A 21,514-nucleotide genomic window follows, 5' to 3' on the forward strand; every position below is an offset into this window, starting at 1 on the left:
CGGCCGTCAGCGGGAGTCGGGCGCCCGTCTGCTAGAACCGAGCGCATGACCATCGTCGACAACGCCGTGTACGTCGGCGGCCACCGCATCCGCAACCCGGACTCCCTCGAGGACACGTTCGAGCTGATGCGGGAGGAGCACGGCATGGCGTGGATCGGCCTGTACCGGCCGACCCGCGAGGAGGTCGAGGCCGTCGCCGAGGAGTTCGGACTGCATCCGCTCGCCGTCGAGGACGCGCTGAGTGGGCACCAGAGGGCCAAGCTCGAGCGGTACGACGACGGGCTGTTCGTGGTGCTGCGGCCGGCGCGGTACCTCGACGCCGACGAGGCGGTCGTGTTCGGCGAGCTGCACGTGTTCGTGGGCCCGGACTTCGTCGTCACGATCCGGCACGCCGACTCCCCGGACCTCGCCCGCGTGCGCCGCCGGCTCGAGGAGGACCCGGCGCTGCTGGCCCGAGGTCCGGAGGCGGTGCTGTACGCGATCCTCGATCAGGTGGTGGACGAGTACGCCCCGGTCGTCGCGGGAGTGCAGGGCGACGTGGACGAGATCGAGGACCAGCTCTTCGGAGCCGACTCGGACGACAAGCTCTCGGAGCGCATCTACCGGCTCTCGCGCGAGGTCATCCACTTCCAGCGGTCCGTGCAGCCCCTGACCGCGCTGCTCCGGGCGCTCGCCGAGGAGACGCCCGCCGAGACCGCCTCGCCGGACCACGTGGAGCTGCACCGCTCGCTCCGCGACGTGCTCGACCACACGATCCGGGTCACGGAGGCCGTCGACGCCCTCCGCGCGATCCTCGACAAGGCGCTCACCGTGCACTCGACCCTGGTCTCGCGCCGGCAGACCGAGACGGGGCTCGCGCAGAACGACGTCGTGCGGAAGATCTCGTCGTGGGCGGCGATCCTGTTCGCGCCGACGCTCATCGCGGGCGTCTACGGCATGAACTTCGACGAGATGCCCGAGCTGCACTGGGAGCTCGGCTACCCGTGGGCACTCGGGCTGATGGTCGTCTTCGGCGTGGGGCTCTACGCCGTGTTCAAGGCGAAGAAGTGGCTCTGACCTGCCCTCGTGCACCCCGCGGGGCCCGGTGCTCCGGATAGACTCGACGCCACAATGGACGACCCTCCCTCTGCTCATCCGCCGTCGGACCGACCCGTCCGATCCGCGCCCCGCGAGCTCCTCGACGCCCTGATCCCCGCCGCCCCGAGCGGAGGTGCCCGAGATGGGGACTGAGTGGATCCTGCTCGGCGTCGGCCTCCTGCTCACCCTGGGCACCGGCGTCTTCGTCGCGAGCGAGTTCGCGCTCGTCAACCTCGACCGGGCCGACCTCGAGGCGCGGCGCGATCGCGGCGAGACCCGCCTCGGGATGACGATCGCGGCCCTCAAGGTCACCTCGACGCACCTCTCGAGCGCGCAGCTGGGCATCACGCTCACCACGCTGCTCACCGGCTACACGATGGAGCCGGCGCTCTCGACCCTGCTCGAGCAGCCCTTCCTGGGACTCGGAGTGCCGGAGGCGGCGGTCGCGCCGATCGCGACGGTCGTGGCCATCGTGATCGCCACCCTGCTGTCGATGATCCTCGGCGAGCTCGTGCCCAAGAACTTCGCCCTGGCTCTGCCGCGGGCGACGGCGAAGCTCGTCGTCCCGCTGCAGACCGCGTTCACCACCGTCTTCCGCCCCGCCGTGGCGCTGCTGAACGGCAGCGCCAACGCGCTGCTGCGCCTCGTGGGCATCGAGCCCAAGGAGGAGCTGTCGGGCGCGCGCAGCGCCGAGGAGCTCTCGAGCCTCGTCCGCCACTCCGCCAGCGCCGGCCTCCTCGAGGAGGACACGGCAGACCTGCTCGGGCGCACGCTCCGCTTCTCGGCGCTCAGCGCGGGCGACGTCATGACGCCGCGCCTGCGCCTCTCGACGGTCGAGCGCTCCAGCACGGCGCAGGACGTGCTCGACCTCGCCCGGACGACCGGGCTGTCGCGCTTCCCGATCACGGACGACGACATCGACGACATCGTCGGCGTCGTCCACGTGAAGCAGGCCGTGGCGGTGCCGCGCGGCAAGCGGTCCGAGGTGCCGGTGACGGCGCTGCGCTCCGAACCGCTCCGGGTCCCCGAGACGATGAAGCTCGACGTGCTCCTGACCGAGCTGCGGGGCCGCGGCTTCCAGCTCGCCGTCGTCGTCGACGAGTACGGAGGAACGGCCGGCGTCGCCACGCTCGAGGACCTCGTCGAGGAGCTCGTCGGCGAGGTCGCGGACGAGCACGACCGCTCCCGCCCCGACGTCGTCAAGCTTCCCGGCTCCACGACCTTCCCCGGCATGCTCCGCCCCGACGAGGTCCGCGACCGCGTCGGCGTGCACATCCCGGAGGAGGGCCCCTACGAGACCGTCGCCGGCTTCGTCATGAGCGAGCTCGGCCGGCTCCCCGCCGCCGGCGACGAGGTGGCCGTCGACGGCGGATCCCTCCGCGTCGAGCGCCTCGACGGCCGTCGCATCGACCGCATCCGCTTCACCCCCGACCCCGAGGCCGAGCCCGACACGCTGCCGGACCCCCTGGCCGACGCGGGCAGACCCCACCGATCGCGCAAGGAGGCCGGCGATGAGTGACTGGGCCGGAATCGCGTGGCTCGTGGTGCTGCTGGCCGCGAACGCCTTCTTCGTCGGAGCCGAGTTCGCGGTCATCTCCGCGCGCCGCTCCCAGATCGAGCCCCTCGCCGAGAGCGGTCGCCGCAGCGCCATCACCGCGCTCGCCGCGATGGAGCACGCCACGCTCATGCTGGCGACCACCCAGCTGGGCATCACCGTCTGCTCACTGCTGATCCTCAACGTGTCCGAGCCGGCGATCCACCACCTGCTCGAGATCCCCCTGCACGCCGTCGGCCTGCCGGAGGAGCTGACCGGCACCGTCGCGTTCGTCATCACCCTGCTGATCGTGTCGTTCCTGCACGTCGTGCTCGGCGAGATGGTGCCCAAGAACATCTCGTTCTCGATGCCCGACAAGGCGGTGCTGCTCCTCGCACCCCCGCTCGTCGCGATCGCCCGGGTGATCCGCCCCCTGATCGTCGCCCTCAACGCGATCTCGAACGGCGTGCTGCGGCTCTTCCGGGTCGAGCCCAAGGACGAGGCGAACAGCACCTTCACGCTCGAGGAGGTGCAGACCATCGTCGACCAGTCCACCCGCGAGGGCACGCTGCGCGACTCCAGCACCCTCCTCGCCGCATTCGAGTTCACCGAGAAGAAGGTGCACGACGTCGCGCTCCCGCTCGACGGGATCGTCAGCCTCCCGGCCGGAGCCACCCCGGCCGACGTCGAGCGCGCCGTCGCCAAGCACGGCTTCTCGCGCTACGTCGTCCTCGGCACCGACGGAGCGCCCGAGGGCTACATCCACCTCAAGGACGTCCTCGACCTCGACGGAGACACCGAGGGAGCGAAATTCCGCCTGCCCATCCCGGCCAAGCGGATCCGCCAGCTCGCCTCCATCTTCGAAGCCACCGACCTCGAGGACGCCCTCGCCATCATGCGCCGCACCGGAGCGCACCTCGCCCGGTCCTTCGACGAGCAGGGGACGGCCACAGGAGTGCTGTTCCTGGAGGACATCATCGAGGAGTTGGTCGGCGAAGTAGACGACGCCACCCGCCGCTAGTCGCGGGGCGTGGGCGGCACGCTCGCGGCGTTGTCGTCAGTCGCGATACCGCCGGTATCGCTCCTTCCTCCGCCTTGCGATCGCACCACCCACGCCCCGCGGTGAACTGTCGCGGGGCGTGGGCGGCGCATTCGCGGCGTTGTCGTCGGGCGCGATACCGCCGGTATCGCTTCCTCCTCCGCCTTGCGACTGCACCACCCACGCCCCGCGATGGACTCCGGTGAGAGGGGCGGGCCGTGCGCTGCGCGCACGAGCCGGGGAGTTGGCCGTGCGCGGGGCGCACGAGCGGGAACGAGCCGTGTACGGACCGTGCTGGCGGGGCTGCCGGGGGCGGGAGGGGGCGACCTAGGGTGGGGGGATGAGTGCGAGTCGGGAGTTCGGGGCGGCGGAGGCGGCGGGGGTGCTGCGGCGGCCGCGGGCGGAGGACGACAAGTACAGCAGGGGGGTGCTGGGGGTCGCGACCGGGTCCGAGAGGTATCCGGGGGCGGCGGTGCTCGGGGTGGAGGCGGCCGTCCGGACGGGGGTCGGCATGGTGCGGTACCTGGGGGCGGAGCGGCCCTCCGGGCTCGTGCTCGCACGGCGGCCCGAGGTGGTCACCTCGGTCGGACGGGTGCAGGCCTGGCTGGTCGGGTCGGGCACCAGCGCCGACGACCGGTCCGAGCAGGAGCGGCGCGTGCTGCTCGACCAGCTGCGGTCGGGGGTGCCGGTCGTGCTCGACGCGGGCGCGCTGGACCTGGTCGACGAGGTCGCCGGACCAGTGATCATCACTCCGCACTTCCGCGAGCTCTCCGGGATGCTCCAGCGGGCCGGAGTCGACGTCGACGCCGCGACGATCGCCGCGGATCCGGGGCACTGGGCGCGCCGCGCCGCCGAGCGGTTCGGGGTCTGCGTACTGCTGAAGGGCAGCACGACGCACGTGGTCTCGGGCGACGTCGCGCTCGAGGTGAGCGGATCCACTCCCTGGCTCGCAACGGCCGGCAGCGGCGACGTCCTCGGCGGAGTGCTGGGGGCGCTGCTCGCAGGACGCTCGGCCGATGCCGAGGCGAGAGGGGCGGCCCTCAGCGACCACGAGCTCGCCTCCACCGCAGCGGCCGCGGCCGTCCTGCACGCCCGAGCGGGCGGCAGCGCATCGGGAGGAGGGCCGATCGCGGCCCTCGACATCGCCGAGCACCTCCCGCGCGTCGTCGCGAGCCTCCTGGAGTGATGCGCCGGGCTGTCCCCGCGAGAAGGACAGCCGGGCAATGATCCGGACGGCTGAACCGATCCCGCCGCCCCGTCGTTGTCCCGGGAGAAGCACGCGACGCGGCCGCATCACCGCAGCCCCACGGCCGCTTCATCGGATCCCCACACGTCCCACCCCTAAGGTCGGGACCCACAGCCGCGTCCGCACCCCACTCAGGAGAACAGACATGACCGCGAAGACCACGACTCCCGTCCGCTACGCCCTCACCCTCCTGGCCGGAGCGGGCACGCTCGCCGCCCTCGCCGCCTGCTCCAGCACGGCCACCGCCGGCACCGACTCCGCCGAGGAGACGACCGGCTCGAGCTCGGCCGCGGCCGAGCCCACCACCGACTCGACCGAGGCGGCGACCGGCGACGCGGCGACGAGCGACAGCGCCTACGCCGACGGCACCTACGACGCCGAGGGCGCCTACACCTCGCCCGGCGGGAACGAGACCGTCGGAGTCGAGCTGACGCTCGAGGGCGGCGTCGTCACGGCCGTCACCGTCACCCCGCAGTCCGAGAACCCGACCGGCGAGCAGTACCAGGAGCGCTTCGCGAGCGGCATCGCCGGCGAGGTCGTGGGCGTGCCCCTCGACGAGCTCGACGTGAGCGTCGTCTCGGGCTCCTCGCTCACCTCCGGCGGCTTCAACGACGCCGTGGAGACGATCAAGGCCGATGCCGCGGCCTGACGACCGGCACGTGCTCGAGCACGTCTGGCGGTTCGACGCGATCGGCACCGTCTGGCGGATCGACTCCGGCGACGCGCTCGACGCGGGCGTGCGCGCTCGTGTCGACGCGGTCGTCGACCGGTACGACCGCACCTGGTCGCGCTTCCGGGCCGACTCCGACGCGGCGCGCCTGCGCACCGAGCCGGGGGAGCACGTCTTCCCCGAGGAGGCGGAGGAGCTCTTCGCCCTCTACGACGACCTGCACGAGCTGACCGGCGGAGCGGTGAGCCCCTTCGTGGGCGACGCGCTCGAGCAGCTGGGCTACGACGCCGATTACACGCTCGTGCCCCGCGGCCCGGTCGCCGCTGCGCCGTCGTGGCCCGACGCCCGCCCACGCGGCGGACGCGGCCTCGACACGGCGGCTCCCGTCGTGCTCGACGTCGGAGCGGCGGGCAAAGGCCATCTCGTGGACCTGGTCCTCGACGAGCTGGTCGGGGCCGGTGTCGAGCACTCGGTCGTCGACGCCGGAGGCGATCTCCGCGCCCGCTCGGCCGGCCCGTTCCGCGTCGCGCTCGAGCACCCCTACGATCCCGCTCGCGCGATCGGCGTCGCCGTTCCCCTCGAGCGCGCGCTCTGCGCCTCCGCCAGCAACCGCCGCGTCTGGGGCGACGGTCTGCACCACGTGCTCGACGGACGCACCGGCCGGCCCGTCGACACCGTCGTGGCCACCTGGGCCGTCGCCGACTCCGCCCTGCTCGCCGACGGCCTCGCCACCGCCCTCTTCGTCGCTGCACCCGAGACGCTCGCCGAGCGCTTCGACTTCGAGTTCGTCCGCGTCTTCAGCGACGGCACCCTCCACCACTCGCCCCGCTTCCCCGGAGAGGTCTTCCGATGATCGGCACCCTCGATCGCGCCCTCGGGCGCATCACCATGTACCGCCTGGTCTGGATGACGCTCGCCGCGCTCCTCCTGGTGGCCCTCGCCTACTCCGCGGCCGGTCGCATCTTCTTCACGCCGCTCGAGATCGCCGCGACGGCGGTGGTGGCCGTGGTCTCGACGACGGCCGCGACCTGGCTGATCGCGCGGGCGGTGCGCTCGCCGGCGCACCTCGAGTCCTCGCTGGTCACCGGCCTCCTCATCGCGTTCCTCCTCTTCCCGACCGCGGAGCCGAGAGCGCTGCTCGTCGTCGCGCTGGTCGGCGCGATCGCCGCGGCGTCGAAGTACGTCCTCGCCTGGCGCGGCCGCCATCTCTTCAACCCGGCCGCCGTGGCCGTCCTCCTCGTCGCCCTCGCGGCGGGTCTGCTCGAGGGCACTCCGCTGGACGGCTCGCTCACGGCCGCCGCCTGGGTGCTGCCGACCGGCGCGCTCTGGCCCTGGGTGCTGGTGGCGGCGCTCGTGATCGTGGCGCGGGTGCGGCGCTGGGCGATCTTCCTCGTGTTCGTGCTGGTCGCGGGTGCCGTCTCGATCACGCAGTCGGTCCTCGGCGGGCAGGAGCCGGCTGCGGCCGCGCTCTCCGTCCTCACCGCCTACCCGTTCGTCTTCGCCGCCGCCTTCATGCTCACGGAGCCGCTGACGCTCGCGCCGCGCCGTTCCCAGCAGCTCGTCGTCGCCGTCGTCGCGGCGCTGATCACGAGCGTCCCGTTCCACCTCGGGATCCTCTACTCGAGCCCGGAGCTCGGACTCGTCGTCGGCAACGCGCTCGCGTTCGCCTTCGCGCACCGCCAGCGCCGACGGCTGCCGCTCGAGCTGCGCTCGGCGGAGACGATCGCGCCGGGCATCACGGAGTACCGGTTCCACTCGCGCACCCCACTGCACTTCGAGGCGGGCCAGTGGCTCGAGCTCGATCTGCCGCACCGCTCCGATGAGCGGGGGAGCCGGCGCACCTTCTCGCTCGCCTCCGCCCCCGGCGACGCCGAGCTGGCGATCGCGATGCGGGTGCCCGAGAAGGCGAGCAGCTTCAAGCGCGCCCTCGCGTCCCTCGAGCCCGGGGCGGTCGTCCGCGCCACGGGTGTCGGCGGGGACTTCGTGCTGCCGGCCGATCCCGCCGCTCCTCTCCTCCTCGTCGCCGGAGGCATCGGGATCACCCCGTTCGCCGCGCAGCTCCGCGCGCTCGCCGCCGGACCGCCGCGCGACGTCGTGGTCGTCTACGCGGCCCCGCGGATCGAGGACGTCGCGTACCGCGAGCTGCTCCAGGAGTCGGGCGCACGGGTCGTGCTCGTCGCACCGGCCGCTCCGACCGTGCTGCCCGAGGGCTGGACCCACGCGTCGGGACGACTCACCGCCGAGTCCCTCGCGGCTCTGGTGCCCGACGCCCCGCGCCGCACCGGATTCGTCTCGGGCTCTCCGCTGTTCGTCGACTCCGTCCGCGCTGCCCTGCGCGGCGCCGGCGCGAAGCGCATCCGCACCGACGCGTTCGCCGGGTACTGAGGATCGGCCGTCGGTCGGTGCCTGCCAGGATGCCGTTCGACGCCCGCTCTATGATGACGCCGTGACGACCCCAGGACCCCGCGCGACCGCCCGCCCGACCGCCTGGCTGCGCGAGAACCGCGACTCCGCCACGGTGCTCTGGGGCGCCTTCGCCCTCGTGCACGTCGTCCTCTCGGTGCTGGCGCTCTTCGCGCCGGGCCTGCCGATGGGCGACGTCAGCATCGTCTACAAGCAGTGGATGCAGACGGCCGTCGACGGCGGCGGCATCGCCGGGATCGACACCGGCTGGGTGTACCCGATCCTCGCCTGGGCGCCGATCGCGGCCGCATGGCTGCTCGGCGCCGCCGGGTACGACCTGGTGTGGCTCGTCCTGGTGGCACTGGCCGACGCAGCGGCCTTCGCCGTCCTCGTCCACGGTCGGCGTCCCGCGCGGCTGGCCGCCGCGCGCTGGTGGCTCCTCTTCCTCGTGCTGCTGGGCCCGATCGCTGTCGGGCGGATCGACGCGTTCACGGCACCTCCCGCGATCGCCGGGATGCTGTGGGCCGCCACCCGGCCCGGAGTCTCCGCCCTGCTGCTCACGATCGCCACCTGGGTGAAGGTCTGGCCGGCGGCGATCCTCGCGGCCGCCGTCCTCGTGCTGCGCGGTCGGGTGCGCCGGATCGTCGTGCCCGCCGCGGCGTCCGCGGTGATCGTCGCCGCCGTCGTCCTCGCGGGAGGAGGGGACCACGTCTTCAGCTTCGTCTCCGACCAGACGACGCGGGGGCTCCAGATCGAGGCGGTGGTGAGCACCCCGTGGATGTGGCTCTCGGTGATCCCCGGGTCGGGGAGCTACGTCTGGTACGCGGCCGACATCAACACCTTCGAGATGCACGGGCCCTCGACCGGTGCCGCCGCCGACCTGATGACGCCACTGCTCGCCGTGTGCATGCTCGCCGTCGCGCTGCTGGGGCTGCGTGCGCTGCGGTCCGGCGCCTCGGCCGTCCGCCTGTTCCCGCTCCTCGCGCTCGCGTTCGTCGTCGTGTTCATCGACGTGAACAAGGTGCTCTCGCCGCAGTACGTCGTCTGGCTCGCCCCGCCCGTGATCGCGGGCCTGGTCGTCGGCCGCGACGCGTTCCGGACGGGTGCCCGGCTGACGCTCGCGATCGCCGCGCTCACCCAGCTCGTCTACCCGTACCTCTACCTCTTCCTCCTCTACTCGCACTGGTGGATGGTGCTCGTGCTCACCGCGCGCAACGTCCTGCTGCTGGTCCTGCTGGGCTGGGTCGTCCGTGAGCTGTGGCGCTCGGGGACCCGCGTCACCGACGGAGCGCTGCAGTCCGGAATCGTGCGGAAGGCGGCTGTCGCCCGCTGAGTCCGCACGGCTCGTAGGCTCGGGGACGAGCGGTCGACTCGCGGCCGCACAGCAGGAGGTCCCCATGCTCGTCGCGTTCTCGGTCGCTCCCTCCGGTGGCGAGGGCCCCGACGCCTCCGTCCACGACGCGGTCGCCGCCGCGGTCCGCATCGTCCGCGACTCCGGACTGCCCCATCGCACGACCTCGATGTTCACCGAGATCGAGGGCGAGTGGGACGAGGTGTTCGACGTGATCAAGCGGGCGACGGAGGCGGTCGGCGCGTACGGCTCGCGTGTCTCGCTCGTCCTGAAGGCCGACATCCGCCCCGGCTACTCGGGCGAGATCGACGCGAAGATCGAGCGACTCGACCGCGCGCTCGGCGAGTGAGTCGAGCGGGAGAGCGCTCCCGCTCGAATCGTTTCGATCGACTCCGGATTCCGCGTACCCTGGTGCGGTGACTCTCTCGCCCGGACGGACCCGCCTCGCCCTGCTCGCCCTCGCGATGGGCGGTTTCGGCATCGGATCGACCGAGTTCGTCGCGATGGGCCTGCTCCCGCAGCTCGCCGCCGACCTGCTCCCCGGCGTCTGGGCGACCGACACCGAGCTGGCCAACTCGCAGGCCGGGATGCTCATCTCGGCGTACGCCCTCGGAGTCGTCGTCGGGGCCCCCACGATCGCCGCCGCGGCCGCCCGCTGGCCGCGCAAGCGCCTGCTCCTGGGCCTGCTGGTCGCGTTCACGCTCGGTACCGTCGCCTCGGCCCTCCTGCCGACGTTCGAGCTCGTGCTCGTCGCCCGTTTCGTCGCCGCGCTGCCGCACGGCGCCTACTTCGGCATCGCGTCGCTCGTCGCAGCCGATCTCATGGGTCCCGGCAGCCGCGGCAAGGGCGTCGCCTTCGTCCTCTCGGGGCTGACGATCGCGAACGTCGTCGGAGTCCCCGCGATCACCTGGATCGGGCAGAACGCCGGCTGGCGCACCGCGTACCTCGTCGTCGCCGCGATCTTCGCCGCGACGGTCGTCGCCGTCCAGCTGCTCGTGCCGCACCAGCCGGGCGATCCCCGCGCGACCATGCGGAACGAGCTCAAGGCGTTCGGGCGACTGCAGGTCTGGTGGACGCTCGCGATCGGCGCCATCGGCTTCGGCGGCCTCTTCGCGATGTACAGCTACATCACTCCGCTGTCGACCGAGATCACCCGACTCCCGCTCGGTGCGGTGCCGTGGGTGCTCGTCGTGATCGGCCTCGGTATGACCGTCGGCAACCTCGTCGGCGGCTGGGCGGCCGATCGGAACGTGACGCGCGCCTTGATCGTGCTGTTCGTCGGAGTGGCCGTCTCGCTCATCGGCTTGGCGCTGACGGCCACGACGGCGGTCGGCCTGCTCGTCTTCGGGTTCCTCGCCGCGGGCTTCTCGGCGGGCGCCTCGCCCGCGATCCAGACCCGGCTGATGGACGTCGCCCGCGACAGCCAGACGATCGCCGCGGCCCTCAACCACTCGGCGCTGAACATCGGCAACTCGGTCGGCGCCGCGCTGGGGGGAGTCGCGATCGCCGCCGGCTTCGGCTACCTCTCGCCGATCTGGGTCGGCGTCGTGCTCACCGTCGCCGGCATCCTGCTCGCGATCGGCAGCCTCGCCCTCGACCGCGCGCGCGGCAGCGTGCACACCGGCCCCCGCGAGCCCGCCGCCCCCGGCACCGGCAGCGTCCCGATCAACGCCCTGTAGGGGGGCCTGCGTCAGCCGGTCCCGGCGCTGGACGGCCCGACCCGGGAGGACGCGGGTCTCGATACGCCGCCCTGCGGCCGGCTACTCGACCAGCAGGGGAGAGGCAGGGCCCGATCCGCGCGGGACACTCTGCGGAACGAACCGCGCGGCGAACCCGACTGTGGCCCGGCAGGCGGGACCACCGAGTGCAGACGGCAGTCGCGGCCGCCGACCGCGGCCCGGTGGGTGGGTGGGGACCTCTGGGCAGGCGACTCGCGCGTTAGCCCCGGCAGGGCGCTCGCGAGACGCTCTGCGGAACGCACGCCGTCGCACAGCCGACTGCGGCTCGGCGGGCGGCGACCACCGGGCCGGTGAGCGCATCGCGTGAGCCCCGCGACCGGAATCCGCGTGCCAGCGGATTCCGGCAGGGCGCCGCGACTCGCTCTGCACAACGCTCCACGTCACGAAGTCGACCGCGGTCCGGCGGGCGGGGACCGCCGGACAAGACAGCTCAGTCCGTCTCGATCAGGATCCCGTCGTGGATGGCGCGCTTGCGCAGAGCCACCTTCGTGCCGACGTCGATGCCGACTACGCGGTACTTCTCGCGGATGCGCTTGAGGTACGACTTGGCGGTCTCCTCCGAGATGCCCAGCTCGAACGCCACCGACTTCACGGGCTCGCCTCCGCCGTAGAGCGCCATCACGCGGCGCTCCTGGGCGCTCAGCTTCGGGGCGCCGTCGGAGTCGCCGGTCGACAGGGCCATGTCGAGTTCGTGCGAGATGTAGGAGTGGCCGTCCTTGGCCGCGCGGATCGCCTCGACGATCATGTCGGCGTCCTCGGTCTTCACGAGGTAGCCGAGCGCACCCGAAGCGAGCGCCTCGCGGACGACGGCCGGCTCGGAGTAGGTGCTCATCAGCACCGTCTTCACGCCGGTGGTCTTCAGCGTGGAGAGCTTCACCGAGATCGGGATGTTGTCCTTGAGGTCGAGGTCGAGCAGCACCACGTCGACGGGGAACTCGGGGTGGGTGAGGAGCTCGGGCCAGGAGGCGACGGCGGCGACGAGCTGGATGTCGGAGGCGGCGCCCCGGATCCACTCCGTGAGGGCGCCGAGGAGCATCTTGTGGTCGTCGACGACGGCGAGGGTGATCTTCGGCTCGGCGGTGTGTGTCATCGGGGGTCCTTCGGCTGTTCGTGGCGGAGGCGGGTGGGCGGTGTCCCGGGTCGTCCCGTCATCGGTCGACGGGGTTCTCGACCAGGCAGTCGATCTCGATCCGCAGTTCGCCGCCGCGGGACGGGGTGCGCGAGGCGCCCACCTGAGCGATAGCCTCCCACGTCGCAGGATCGACTCCGCGCAGTGGCACGCCCTCGCAGCGGAGCAGGATCGGGACGAGGAGGGTGCGTGCGGGGGCGCCCGGGCCGGGTTCACGCGGTGCTCCGGCGTGCACGTGGAGTGCCGCGGGCGTGCCGACCGCTCCGTCGAGGATCAGCCAGATGGCCGAGAGGAGGCCGTCGCGCTGAGCCTGGCCGAGCAGTCCGGCGGTGCCGTCGGGGTCCTCGAGGTGGACGAGGGGGGCGAGGAACTCCGACTCGAGGATCGCGTGGTGCAGCCAGGTCTCGCGGCGACCCTCGATGAGGTGGAGTCGCAGCTGGGTGGCGAGCGAGGCGGCGCGGGCGGCGCGGGTGGAGTCGAGGGGGAGCGGAGTGGTCGCGTCGCCGACCTCGGCCAGCAGCTGCTCCGCGGCGAGGTCGAGCCGCGCGAGCTCCTCGGACGCGAGCATCCCGACCGCGTAGCGCGGGCCCGTCGTGGTGCTCTGCACGAGCGCCCGGTCGATCTCGAGCTGCACCATGCGGCGGAAGCCGCGCATCATCACGACCACCACGACGGCCGGGGTCGCGGTCAGCACGAGCGCGCAGACCCGGACCGAGATCGCGGCCGCGCCGTCCGACGCCATCGCCGCGAACGCGAGCAGCTCGGCGGCGGTGATGATCAGCGCCACGACGATGATCTCGACTCCTCGGCGGTGTACGATCAGCGCCGCGTGCGCGACGGCGGCGCCCACCGCGGCGGTCGGCGCGGCTCCGGCACCCGGCGCACCTGCGACGGCGATCAGATCGAGGACGACCGTGGTCGCGGCTCCCGCGAGGAAGGCGGCGTACGCCCACGACGGGAGGCTCTGGCCGGAGAGGCGGATCGCGAGGACCGTCGCTCCGAACGTCGCGAGCAGCAGCAGCCAGGCCGCGACGACGAGGCCGGCGTCGTCGTAGTCGTCGAGAGTGGTGAGGAAGACGAGCAGCTCGTACACCATGATCGCGAGCGCGATGCCGGTCAGGCCGCTCCCGAGGTAGCTCGTGCCGAGCCCCTCGTGCTGCCGCTTGGCGGACGAGGCCGCTCGCGAGGGCCGCCCTCGGCGCGAGGGCGCCCCGCGGAGCAGCGGAGCGACCGGCTCGGTCATTTCGGCACCTCCAGGACGACGGTCGTGCCGGCTCCCGGCGCACTGAAGAGCCGGGTCCGCCCGCCGACGTCCGCGAGGCGGGCGACGACCGACTCCTTGAAGCCGAGCTTCGCAGCGGGAACGGTGTCGATGTCGAAGCCGACGCCCGCGTCGGTCACCATCGCGCGCACCGTCCCGTCGTCCTCCGTGATCGTGACGTCGGCCGAGTTGACTCCGGAGTGGCGGCGGACGTTCTCGAGGCACTCCGCGAGGGCCATGAGGAAGGAGTCGAGAGCGGCGCCGCTGAGCACGATCTGGCCGGAGCCGTGCCAGATGACGTCCAGGCCCATCCGGCCGAAGCGCTTCTTGACGCTCTCGAGCGTGTTCGCCGCGGGAGCGCTGGTCACGCTGGTGAGCTGGTAGGAGCCCGACGCGCTCGGGGTGGGCGTGGCTCCCAGGCGGAGCTGGCGCAGGAGGTGCGCGTCCTCGGCGGCCTGCTGGCGGAGCGCTTCGACCGAGACTCCGACGCCGGAGTGGGCGAGCAGGGTCAGCGTCGCGAGGACGGTGTCGTGCAGCAGCCGCGCGCCCTGGCGGCGCTGCGCCTCCGTCTCGCTGGCCTGCCGCTCGACGCGGTGGGCGTTGCCGATGCTGTCGATCCGACGGACGACCCGGGGCACCGCAGTGCTGATCCAGAGCGCGAGGGCGCACAGGCACCCCCAGGGCAGCAGGCTCAGCAGCAGGGCGTTGAGGGTCATGGCGCTGCTCGCGATCAGGATCGACGGGATCAGGCTGGCGACCATCACGGGCAGCAGGAGCAGTGCCCGCCGCGTCGACGTGGTGACGACGACGGCGACGGTGCTGGTGACCGCGTTCGCCGTGCTGACGAGGACGAAGGCGGCGAAATCGGGGGAGTCCGCGAGATCGAGGGCGAGCCCGGCGCTGAGCAGCAGGCCGCCCGCTCCGCTCGCGATCAGCCACAGCCGCCCGCCGCTGCGGCCGAGCTGGACGTGCACGGCGGCGAGACCCAGCAGGAGGGCCACCGCGGCCGGGACCGCGATCGGACCGAGCGTGCCGGGCACGAGGACCAGCGCGAGAGCGGCGGTGTCCGTCAGCAGGCCCACGGCCCGCGCGGACTGGCGCAGGAGGCGGTCGCGCTCCCGCGCGCTGCGGATCATCGGCACCGGGCTGCTCCCTCGGGTCTCCGGGGGGAAGCCCCCCGACTCACGATAGCCACTGCTCGCCCGTCCGCCCGGATCCGGTCAGACGGCGAGCAGTCGCGCGAGGTGGCCGCCGACCGCGTCGTCCTCGATCAGGAAGCCGTCGTGCCCGAACGTCGAGCTGATCACGGCGACCTCGTCGCCGTCGATGTTCCCGGGGGCGTGCGCGGCGATGATCCGCTGACCCTCGACCGGGAAGAGGCGGTCGCTGTCGATGCCGAGGACGAGAGTGGGGCTCGTGATGCGGGAGAGCGCCTCCGCCTCGCCGCCCCGTCCGCGCCCGACGTCGTGCGAGTTCATGGCCTCGACGAGCGTGATGTAGCTGTTGGCGTCGAAGCGCCGGGTGAACTTGTTGCCGTGGAAGTCGAGGTAGGACTCGACCGCGAACCGCCCGCCGCCGCCGAGAGGGCTGATCCCGGACTGCCAGCTGCGCTCGAAGCGGTCGTTGAGCTCGGAGGGGCTGCGGTAGTTGAGCAGCGCCATCCTTCGGGCGAGGGCGAGGCCGTGGTAAGGGCCCTGGCCGTCGCCGGCGTCGTAGTAGGCGCCGCCGACGAAGTTCGCATCGCTGCGGATCGCCTCGAGCTGCACGAAGTTGAGGGCGATCTGATCGGCGGTCGCGCGCGGGGGAGCGGCGAGCACGGCGAGCCGGGCCACGCGCTCCGGATGCTCGATGCCCCACTCGAGCGCCTGCATCCCGCCCATCGATCCGCCGATGACGGTGTGCCAGCGCTCGATGCCGAGGAGATCCGAGAAGAGCGCCTGCGCGCGGACCTGGTCCCGGACGCTCGTGTACGGGAAGCGGGCTCCCCACTCGTGCCCGTCCGGCGCGAGGGAGGCGGGGCCGGTCGAGCCCTGGCAGCCGCCGAGCATGTTCGGGGCGACGACGAAGTAGCGATCGGTGTCGATGACCTCGCCCGGCCCGACGAGCCCGGACCACCAGCCGTCGGTGGCGTGCCCGCGGTCGCCGCGGCCGATCAGGTGGGAGTCACCGGTCAGAGCGTGCAGCACCAGCACCGCGTTGTCGCCGGAGGGCGAGAGCTCGCCCCAGGTCTCGTAGGCGATGCGCACGTGCGGGAGGTGGCCGCCGGACTCGAAGTCGAACGGGCCGACGTCGACGAAGCGGCGGTTCCCCGGGTCGTCCCCGTCGCGCCAGGCTCCGGTGGCCGGGGGCTTGCCGATCACCGAGCGCAGCTGGCGCTCGGTGACGAACGCCGAAGGGACGGTGTCCTCGAGTGTCTGCTGCCAGTCCATAGCGGTGTCCATCGTGTCAGAGCGCCGCCCCGCGCCGTGGTTTGTTACGCCCCTCCCGGCGTGCGTGCGCGAGATCGCCTCTCACGGACGAGATCCCCCGCCGCAGCAGGGGATCTCGACCGTGCGCTGCCCCTCCCGCGGGAGGGGAGTGGATCAGGCGTTCGCGCGGGAGGCCTCGACGACCGCGCGTGCGGCGCGGAGGGCCTGGGCGAGGTCGGCGCGCAGGTCGTCGATGCTCTCCAGCCCGACCGAGAGGCGGACGAGGCCAGGGGTGACTCCCGCCGTCAACTGCTGCTCCGGGGTGAGCTGGGAGTGCGTGGTCGAGGCGGGGTGGATGACGAGCGAGCGGACGTCGCCGATGTTCGCGAGGTGCGAGAACAGGGTGAGCGAGTCGACGAACGCGCGGCCGGCGTCCACTCCTCCCTTGAGCTCGAACGAGAGCACGGCGCCGACGCCCTTGGGCGCGTAGCGGTTCGCTGCCGCGTACCAGGGCGAGGTGGGCAGGCCCGAGTAGTTGACCGAGGCGATGTCCGAGTGGTTCTCGAGGTACTCGGCGATCTCCTGCGCGTTCTGCACATGGCGCTCGATCCGCAGCGACAGGGTCTCGATGCCCTGGATGAGCTGCCAGGCGCTCGCCGGGGCGATCGAGGCGCCGAGGTCCCGCAGCAGCTGCACGCGGGCCTTGATGATGTAGGCGAGGGAGTCGCCGACCGCGGCTGTGTAGACGGCGCCGTGGTACGACTCGTCGGGCGTCGTCAGTCCGGGGAACTTCGCCGCGTTCTCGGTCCACGGGAACGTTCCGCCGTCGACGATGGCGCCGCCGATGACGGTGCCGTGCCCGCCGAGGAACTTGGTCGCCGAGTGCACGATGATGTCGGCGCCGTGCTCGAAGGGGCGGATCAGGTACGGGGTCGCGATCGTGTTGTCGACGATCAGGGGCACGCCGGCCGCGTGGGCGACGTCGGCGACCGCTCGGATGTCGAGGATGTTGATCTTGGGGTTGCCGACGGTCTCGGCGAAGAAGAGCTTGGTGTTCGGGCGCACCGCACGGCGCCACTCCTCCTGGTCGTCCTGGTTCTCGACGAAGGTCGTCTCGATGCCGAGCTTGGCGAGGGTGTACTTGAAGAGGTTGTACGTGCCGCCGTAGATCGAGGAGGACGAGACGATGTGGTCGCCCGCGTGCGCGATGTTCAGCACGGCGGCGGTCTCGGCGGCCTGACCCGACGCGAGCAGCAGGGCGCCGGAGCCGCCCTCGAGAGCGGTGAGGCGCTCCTCCACCACGGCCTGCGTGGGGTTCTGGATGCGCGTGTAGATGTTGCCGAACTCGGCGAGGGCGAAGAGGTTCTTGGCGTGCTGAGCGTTGTCGAACACGTAGGACGTGGTCTGGTAGATCGGAGTCGCGCGGGCCTTGGTGACAGGGTCCGGAGCCGCTCCCGAGTGGATCTGCTTGGTCTCGAACTGCCACTGGGCGGGGTCGGTCATGGTGCATCCAATCGGGTCGTGAAGTCGTCCAGGCGGAGTCCGTTCTCCGCCGCGACGAGCCTAGGCGTGCCGCCGCGCGGGGGCGAGGTGCCCGACACACGGGGTAATCCCGGAGAGGCGCTCGGTCAGCGGCGCGGGCCGCGATCCGTCGCGGCGGGCGCGTCCCGCTTCGACCCCGTGGGGTCCGCGCGCCCCGCCCGCTCCGGCCGCTCGTCCTTCACCGGAGCGAAGAGCCAGGCCGCCCGCGGCTCCACGATCTTGTGGAACACGGTGCGGGCCCAGCCGAGGGAGAGGACGACCGAGACCGCGATGCAGAGCACGATCATGAGGACGAGTGCGAGGACGCTGTCGGCCGAGGACAGGACCCCCGACTCCCGCAGCGGATAGAGGACGAAGCTGTGCAGCAGGTACACGTACATCGTCGACTGGCCCCAGGGAGTGAGGACCGTGCGACCGCGGGGGATGAGCGCGAAGAGCGCGAGCGAGAGGACGACGGCCGTGAGCATCAGGGCGAGCCGCACGAGCCCCGCCCACCAGGCGGTCTCTCCGAGCGCGTCGTACGGGCGGTCGTAGAAGAACCAGAAGCGCAGGTCGGCGGCTCGGAACGCGTCGATGTTGACGGCCATCACCAGCGCCGTGATCGCGAACAGCACGACCGCCACGGCGCGCACCGCGAGCACGCGCGGCGCCGGGAGCGCGAGCCAGCGGTCGACCAGCAGCGCCGAGCCGGCCCTCCATCCGCGCAGCCGCCAGCCGAACACGAAGAAGGGGAGGATCCCGATCGCCCGGGCGAGGGAGAAGGTCGAGTCGATGTTGTCGTAGTAGCTGACTCCGACCGCGAGCACGACGCTGATCAGCAGGGGCCAGCGCAGCAGCGCCAGGTACGGCAGCACGAGTCGGAAGATGCCGAGCGCGAGCAGGAACCACAGCGTCCAGCTCGGCTTCGTCGGGTTGAACTCGGACTGGCCCTCGACCAGGAACTGCACCAGCGTCCAGACCGTCTCCATGATCAGGTAGGGCAGGAGGATGTCGGTCAGGACGCGGCGCATCGCCCGGGAGTTCGGCGCCCCCGCCTTCGAGAAGTAGCCCGAGATGATGGCGAAGGCGGGCATGTGGAACGCGTAGACCGTGAGGTACACGATCAGGGAGACGTCCGAGTTGGCGGTCAGCCGCTGGATGCCGTGGCCGATGACGACGAGGGTCACGCAGACGAAGCGCGCGTTGTCCCACAGGGGGACGCGTCGCTTCGGGGGAGCGGTGACACCGCCGGTGGCGGGTGCCGGGTCGGCGGGCTGCACGCGGCCAGACTAGCGTTGGGGTCGACGACGGAGTCGGTGGTGTCCGAGGCTTGACGGAAGGGGACGAGCGTGGTTCGACGCGTCGTGGTGACAGGAGCGAGTTCGGGGATCGGTGCGGCGACGGTGCGCCTGTTCCGGGAGCACGGCTGGGACGTGGTGGCCGTCGCACGGCGCCGCGAGCGGCTCGAAGCGCTCGCCGCGGAGACCGGCGCGGACCTGTTCGTGGCGGATCTCACGGACTCCGATCAGGTCGACGCGCTGCGCGACCACCTGGAGGCGACCGGGGCGGTGCACGCGCTCGTGAACAACGCCGGCGGCGCCCTCGGACTCGACACCGTCGAGGCGTCCGACCCCGCCGACTGGACGCGCATGTTCGAGATCAACGTGCTGTCGGTGAAGCTCGTCACCAGCGCCCTGCTCCCGCTGCTGCGCCGGGGTCTCGCCGACGAAGGCTCCGAGGGCTCCGCCGACATCGTCACCGTGACCTCGATCGCGGGGCACGTCGCCTACGAGGGCGGAGGCGGCTACAACGCCGCGAAGTTCGCCGCGCACGCCCTGGTGGCGGTCCTGCGCCTCGAGCTCGCCGGCGAGCCGATCCGGGTCATCGAGATCGCGCCGGGCATGGTGCACACCGAGGAGTTCTCGCTCGTCCGCTTCGGCGGCGACAAGGCCCGGGCCGACAAGGTGTACGACGGAGTCGCGGCGCCGCTGGTCGCGGAGGACGTCGCAGCCGCGATCGTGTCCTCGGTCGAGCTGCCGCCCCACGTCGACCTCGACCTGGTGACGATCAAGCCGGTCGCGCAGGCCGCGCCGCACAAGGTCGTCCGCGGCGAGCTCGCTCCGAAGCTCTGACGGGGGCCGTCCCGTCGGGCGCTGATGTGACGCGGAGGCGCGCGACGCCTTAGCCTGTCCCTCATGGTTTCCGACGCCGACGACTCCGCCGCCCTCCTCGCCGCCACGGAGAAGGAGGTCCTCGGCTGGCTCGAGTTCGGCGACGCCGCCCGCCATCTCGCGGACGACGTGGTCGCGTCGGGCTACCGCCCCGAGCTCGTCGTCGCCATCGCGCGCGGCGGACTGCTGCTCGCGGGGGCGGTCGCCTACGCGCTCGGCATCAAGAGCTGCGGCGCCCTCAACGTCGAGTTCTACACCGGCGTCGAGGCCCGGCTCGCCGAGCCCGTCGTGCTCCCGCCGCTCCTGGACGAGGCGTCGGTGCGCGGCAAGCGGATCCTCCTGGTCGACGACGTCTCCGACTCCGGGCACACCCTCGCCCTGTCGGTGAAGCTGATCCGCGCGATGGGCGCCGAGGTGCGCACCGTCACGCTCTACACGAAGCCCCGCACGGTGCTCGAGCCCGACTTCTTCTGGCGCCGCACCCCGCGCTGGATCGTCTTCCCGTGGTCGGCTCTGCCCCCGGTGGACGGAGCGCTCGGCGAGGACGACGAGTGAGCGTCCACCTGATCGGCGGCGGTGGCGGCGCCGAGCACGACTCCGACCTCTACGGCGCGTTCCTCGCGGAGGCGCGCGCCCGCGCCGTCGACGCCGGGCGCATCGAGGGGCCCCGCATCGCCATCGTGGTGGTGCACGACGGCCTGGGCCCCGAGGCCTACTCCGGTTACGCGGCGACCCTCGCCTCCGTCGGCCAGCTCGAGCCGGTCCCCGTCCTGAAGCCCGAGGGCGGTCGCATCGACCCGTCCGTCTTCGACGGGGTCGACGGGATCCTCGTGGGCGGCGGACTCACCCCCGCCTACCGCGACGCGCTCGAGCCGTCCTTCGCGCGGCTGCGCGATCTCGTCTCGTCGGGGACCCCCTACGCCGGGTTCTCGGCGGGAGCCGCGATCGCCGCCGACCGCGCCATCGTCGGCGGCTTCCGCATCGGCGGCGTCGTCGTGGCGCCGGAGGAGGCGGCCGAGGAGCTCGACGAGGTGACGGTCCTCGAGGGGATCGGCTTGGTCGACGTCTCGATCGACGTGCACGCCGCGCAGTGGGGCACGCTGGGCCGACTGGTCGCCGCCGTCGAGGCGGGCCTGGTCGACGGAGGGGTCGCCATCGACGAGTCCACCGTCCTCACGGTCGGCACCGGCGCGCTGCGCGTCTCGGGCGCCGGCTCGGTCTGGCGTGCGAGCGCAGGCGAGGCCGGCGTGGTCGTGGCGACACTCGCCGCGGGCTGATGGATCTGCAGGAGCTGGCCGGCGCCGGACTGATCGACCGGGGCTGGGCGGACGCCCTCGCTCCCGTCGGGCCGGACATCGCGGCGATGGGCGACTTCCTCCGCTCCGAGACCGCGGCCGGGCGGCATTACCTCCCCGCGGGCAAGGACGTGCTCCGCGCGTTCGCGGCACCTCTCGCCGATGTCCGCGTGCTGATCGTCGGCCAGGACCCCTACCCGACGCCCGGGCATCCGATCGGGCTGTCGTTCGCGGTCGAGCGGCACGTCCGGCCGGTGCCGCGCAGCCTCCAGAACATCTACCGCGAGCTCCGCGACGATCTGGGGGTCACGCCTCCGGCGCACGGTGATCTCGGTGCGTGGACGCGCCATGGCGTGATGCTGCTCAACCGCGTCCTCACCGTCGCACCCGGCGCTCCGGCGTCGCATAGGGGGAAGGGCTGGGAGGCCGTGACCGAGCACGCGATCCGCACGCTCGCCGCGCGCGACGCTCCGCTCGTCGCGATCCTCTGGGGGAGGGACGCCGCCGGCCTCCGCCCGATGCTCGGCGACGCCGGCGTGATCGAGAGCGCGCATCCGAGTCCGCTGTCGGCCTCGCGCGGCTTCTTCGGCTCGCGGCCCTTCAGCCGGGCGAACGCGCTCCTCGAGGAGCGGGGCGCCGAGCCGGTGGACTGGAGCCTCGCGGAGTGAGC

At 72.5% G+C, this 21,514-nt stretch carries 20 protein-coding genes; 14 read left to right on the forward strand and 6 right to left on the reverse strand.

All coding sequences use genetic code 11. From position 1 onward, the window contains the following. Positions 1-45: 45 nt before the first annotated feature. From corA to C1I63_RS11385, 10 genes are all read left to right on the forward strand, one after another. Positions 46-1,056 carry a magnesium/cobalt transporter CorA gene (gene corA, locus C1I63_RS11340; RefSeq protein WP_107574851.1) on the forward strand — a complete coding sequence of 337 codons (1,011 nt, stop codon included), beginning with the start codon at positions 46-48 and terminating at the stop codon, positions 1,054-1,056. A 163-nt stretch (positions 1,057-1,219) separates the two neighbouring features. Continuing rightward, positions 1,220-2,596, forward strand: a complete 1,377-nt coding sequence (locus C1I63_RS11345) for a hemolysin family protein (RefSeq protein WP_082481032.1) — start codon at positions 1,220-1,222, stop codon at positions 2,594-2,596. Next, on the forward strand, positions 2,589-3,632 hold the full coding sequence (locus C1I63_RS11350; RefSeq protein ID WP_055788261.1) for a hemolysin family protein: 1,044 nt from the start codon (positions 2,589-2,591) through the stop codon (positions 3,630-3,632). Before C1I63_RS11345 ends, C1I63_RS11350 begins: the two co-directional genes overlap by 8 nt. Before the next feature lie 358 nt (positions 3,633-3,990). Beyond that, on the forward strand, positions 3,991-4,836 hold the full coding sequence (locus C1I63_RS11355; protein WP_107574852.1) for an ADP-dependent NAD(P)H-hydrate dehydratase: 846 nt from the start codon (positions 3,991-3,993) through the stop codon (positions 4,834-4,836). A gap of 205 nt (positions 4,837-5,041) precedes the next feature. Continuing rightward, the gene (locus tag C1I63_RS11360) at positions 5,042-5,545 is read left to right on the forward strand and encodes an FMN-binding protein (protein ID WP_107574853.1); all 504 of its coding nucleotides are present in this window, start codon (positions 5,042-5,044) and stop codon (positions 5,543-5,545) included. Then, positions 5,532-6,419 carry an FAD:protein FMN transferase gene (locus tag C1I63_RS11365; protein ID WP_107574854.1) on the forward strand — a complete coding sequence of 296 codons (888 nt, stop codon included), beginning with the start codon at positions 5,532-5,534 and terminating at the stop codon, positions 6,417-6,419. Before C1I63_RS11360 ends, C1I63_RS11365 begins: the two co-directional genes overlap by 14 nt. Continuing rightward, the gene (locus C1I63_RS11370; RefSeq protein ID WP_107574855.1) at positions 6,416-7,951 is read left to right on the forward strand and encodes an FAD-dependent oxidoreductase; all 1,536 of its coding nucleotides are present in this window, start codon (positions 6,416-6,418) and stop codon (positions 7,949-7,951) included. Before C1I63_RS11365 ends, C1I63_RS11370 begins: the two co-directional genes overlap by 4 nt. Before the next feature lie 61 nt (positions 7,952-8,012). Continuing rightward, entirely contained in the window at positions 8,013-9,302 is a 1,290-nt protein-coding gene (locus C1I63_RS11375; protein WP_107574856.1) for a glycosyltransferase 87 family protein, read from the forward strand. A 64-nt stretch (positions 9,303-9,366) separates the two neighbouring features. After that, complete coding sequence (locus tag C1I63_RS11380) at positions 9,367-9,669, forward strand: thiamine-binding protein (RefSeq protein WP_055788280.1); 303 nt, start codon at positions 9,367-9,369, stop codon at positions 9,667-9,669. Positions 9,670-9,784: 115 nt separating this feature from the next. After that, entirely contained in the window at positions 9,785-10,999 is a 1,215-nt protein-coding gene (locus C1I63_RS11385; RefSeq protein ID WP_107575831.1) for an MFS transporter, read from the forward strand. Positions 11,000-11,489: 490 nt separating this feature from the next. Here C1I63_RS11385 and C1I63_RS11390 read toward each other — a convergent pair whose 3' ends face one another. The 6 genes from C1I63_RS11390 to C1I63_RS11415 form a co-directional block, all read right to left on the reverse strand. Continuing rightward, entirely contained in the window at positions 11,490-12,149 is a 660-nt protein-coding gene (locus tag C1I63_RS11390) for a response regulator (protein ID WP_056866755.1), read from the reverse strand. 58 nt (positions 12,150-12,207) lie between these two features. After that, positions 12,208-13,431 (reverse strand): hypothetical protein, encoded by a 1,224-nt coding sequence (locus C1I63_RS11395; RefSeq protein ID WP_107574857.1) that lies wholly within the window; start codon positions 13,429-13,431, stop codon positions 12,208-12,210. Continuing rightward, on the reverse strand, positions 13,428-14,585 hold the full coding sequence (locus C1I63_RS11400) for a sensor histidine kinase (protein WP_055788291.1): 1,158 nt from the start codon (positions 14,583-14,585) through the stop codon (positions 13,428-13,430). Before C1I63_RS11400 ends, C1I63_RS11395 begins: the two co-directional genes overlap by 4 nt. An 84-nt stretch (positions 14,586-14,669) precedes the next feature. Further along, on the reverse strand, positions 14,670-15,878 hold the full coding sequence (metX, locus tag C1I63_RS11405; RefSeq protein WP_107574858.1) for a homoserine O-acetyltransferase MetX: 1,209 nt from the start codon (positions 15,876-15,878) through the stop codon (positions 14,670-14,672). A 153-nt stretch (positions 15,879-16,031) separates the two neighbouring features. Beyond that, positions 16,032-17,360, reverse strand: a complete 1,329-nt coding sequence (locus C1I63_RS11410; protein ID WP_055788297.1) for a bifunctional o-acetylhomoserine/o-acetylserine sulfhydrylase — start codon at positions 17,358-17,360, stop codon at positions 16,032-16,034. Between the two features lie 125 nt (positions 17,361-17,485). Next, complete coding sequence (locus C1I63_RS11415) at positions 17,486-18,658, reverse strand: acyltransferase family protein (protein WP_107574859.1); 1,173 nt, start codon at positions 18,656-18,658, stop codon at positions 17,486-17,488. A 69-nt stretch (positions 18,659-18,727) separates the two neighbouring features. On the opposite strand from C1I63_RS11415, the gene C1I63_RS11420 reads away from it, so the two are divergent. The 4 genes from C1I63_RS11420 (at position 18,728) to C1I63_RS11435 (ending at position 21,512) form a co-directional block, all read left to right on the forward strand. Further along, entirely contained in the window at positions 18,728-19,510 is a 783-nt protein-coding gene (locus tag C1I63_RS11420) for an SDR family NAD(P)-dependent oxidoreductase (protein WP_230671481.1), read from the forward strand. 63 nt (positions 19,511-19,573) lie between these two features. Further along, positions 19,574-20,104, forward strand: a complete 531-nt coding sequence (locus tag C1I63_RS11425; RefSeq protein ID WP_055788307.1) for a phosphoribosyltransferase — start codon at positions 19,574-19,576, stop codon at positions 20,102-20,104. Continuing rightward, the gene (locus tag C1I63_RS11430) at positions 20,101-20,826 is read left to right on the forward strand and encodes a type 1 glutamine amidotransferase family protein (protein ID WP_107574860.1); all 726 of its coding nucleotides are present in this window, start codon (positions 20,101-20,103) and stop codon (positions 20,824-20,826) included. Before C1I63_RS11425 ends, C1I63_RS11430 begins: the two co-directional genes overlap by 4 nt. Further along, positions 20,826-21,512, forward strand: a complete 687-nt coding sequence (locus C1I63_RS11435) for a uracil-DNA glycosylase (RefSeq protein WP_107574861.1) — start codon at positions 20,826-20,828, stop codon at positions 21,510-21,512. Before C1I63_RS11430 ends, C1I63_RS11435 begins: the two co-directional genes overlap by 1 nt. Positions 21,513-21,514: the final 2 nt, after the last annotated feature.

It is taken from the genome of Rathayibacter caricis DSM 15933 (assembly GCF_003044275.1).
In the GTDB taxonomy this organism is placed as follows: Bacteria; Actinomycetota; Actinomycetes; order Actinomycetales; family Microbacteriaceae; genus Rathayibacter; species Rathayibacter caricis.

What these genes read in the sequence shown, in the direction of transcription:
- corA (WP_107574851.1), top strand. Translation starts at nt 46, where the DNA reads ATGACCATCGTCGACAACGCCGTGTACGTCGGCGGCCACCGCATCCGC.
- C1I63_RS11345 (WP_082481032.1), top strand. Translation starts at nt 1,220, where the DNA reads ATGGGGACTGAGTGGATCCTGCTCGGCGTCGGCCTCCTGCTCACCCTG.
- C1I63_RS11350 (WP_055788261.1), top strand. Translation starts at nt 2,589, where the DNA reads ATGAGTGACTGGGCCGGAATCGCGTGGCTCGTGGTGCTGCTGGCCGCG.
- C1I63_RS11355 (WP_107574852.1), top strand. Translation starts at nt 3,991, where the DNA reads ATGAGTGCGAGTCGGGAGTTCGGGGCGGCGGAGGCGGCGGGGGTGCTG.
- C1I63_RS11360 (WP_107574853.1), top strand. Translation starts at nt 5,042, where the DNA reads ATGACCGCGAAGACCACGACTCCCGTCCGCTACGCCCTCACCCTCCTG.
- C1I63_RS11365 (WP_107574854.1), top strand. Translation starts at nt 5,532, where the DNA reads ATGCCGCGGCCTGACGACCGGCACGTGCTCGAGCACGTCTGGCGGTTC.
- C1I63_RS11370 (WP_107574855.1), top strand. Translation starts at nt 6,416, where the DNA reads ATGATCGGCACCCTCGATCGCGCCCTCGGGCGCATCACCATGTACCGC.
- C1I63_RS11380 (WP_055788280.1), top strand. Translation starts at nt 9,367, where the DNA reads ATGCTCGTCGCGTTCTCGGTCGCTCCCTCCGGTGGCGAGGGCCCCGAC.
- C1I63_RS11385 (WP_107575831.1), top strand. Translation starts at nt 9,785, where the DNA reads ATGGGCGGTTTCGGCATCGGATCGACCGAGTTCGTCGCGATGGGCCTG.
- C1I63_RS11390 (WP_056866755.1), bottom strand. Translation starts at nt 12,149, where the DNA reads ATGACACACACCGCCGAGCCGAAGATCACCCTCGCCGTCGTCGACGAC.
- C1I63_RS11395 (WP_107574857.1), bottom strand. Translation starts at nt 13,431, where the DNA reads ATGACCGAGCCGGTCGCTCCGCTGCTCCGCGGGGCGCCCTCGCGCCGA.
- C1I63_RS11400 (WP_055788291.1), bottom strand. Translation starts at nt 14,585, where the DNA reads ATGATCCGCAGCGCGCGGGAGCGCGACCGCCTCCTGCGCCAGTCCGCG.
- metX (WP_107574858.1), bottom strand. Translation starts at nt 15,878, where the DNA reads ATGGACTGGCAGCAGACACTCGAGGACACCGTCCCTTCGGCGTTCGTC.
- C1I63_RS11410 (WP_055788297.1), bottom strand. Translation starts at nt 17,360, where the DNA reads ATGACCGACCCCGCCCAGTGGCAGTTCGAGACCAAGCAGATCCACTCG.
- C1I63_RS11425 (WP_055788307.1), top strand. Translation starts at nt 19,574, where the DNA reads ATGGTTTCCGACGCCGACGACTCCGCCGCCCTCCTCGCCGCCACGGAG.
- C1I63_RS11435 (WP_107574861.1), top strand. Translation starts at nt 20,826, where the DNA reads ATGGATCTGCAGGAGCTGGCCGGCGCCGGACTGATCGACCGGGGCTGG.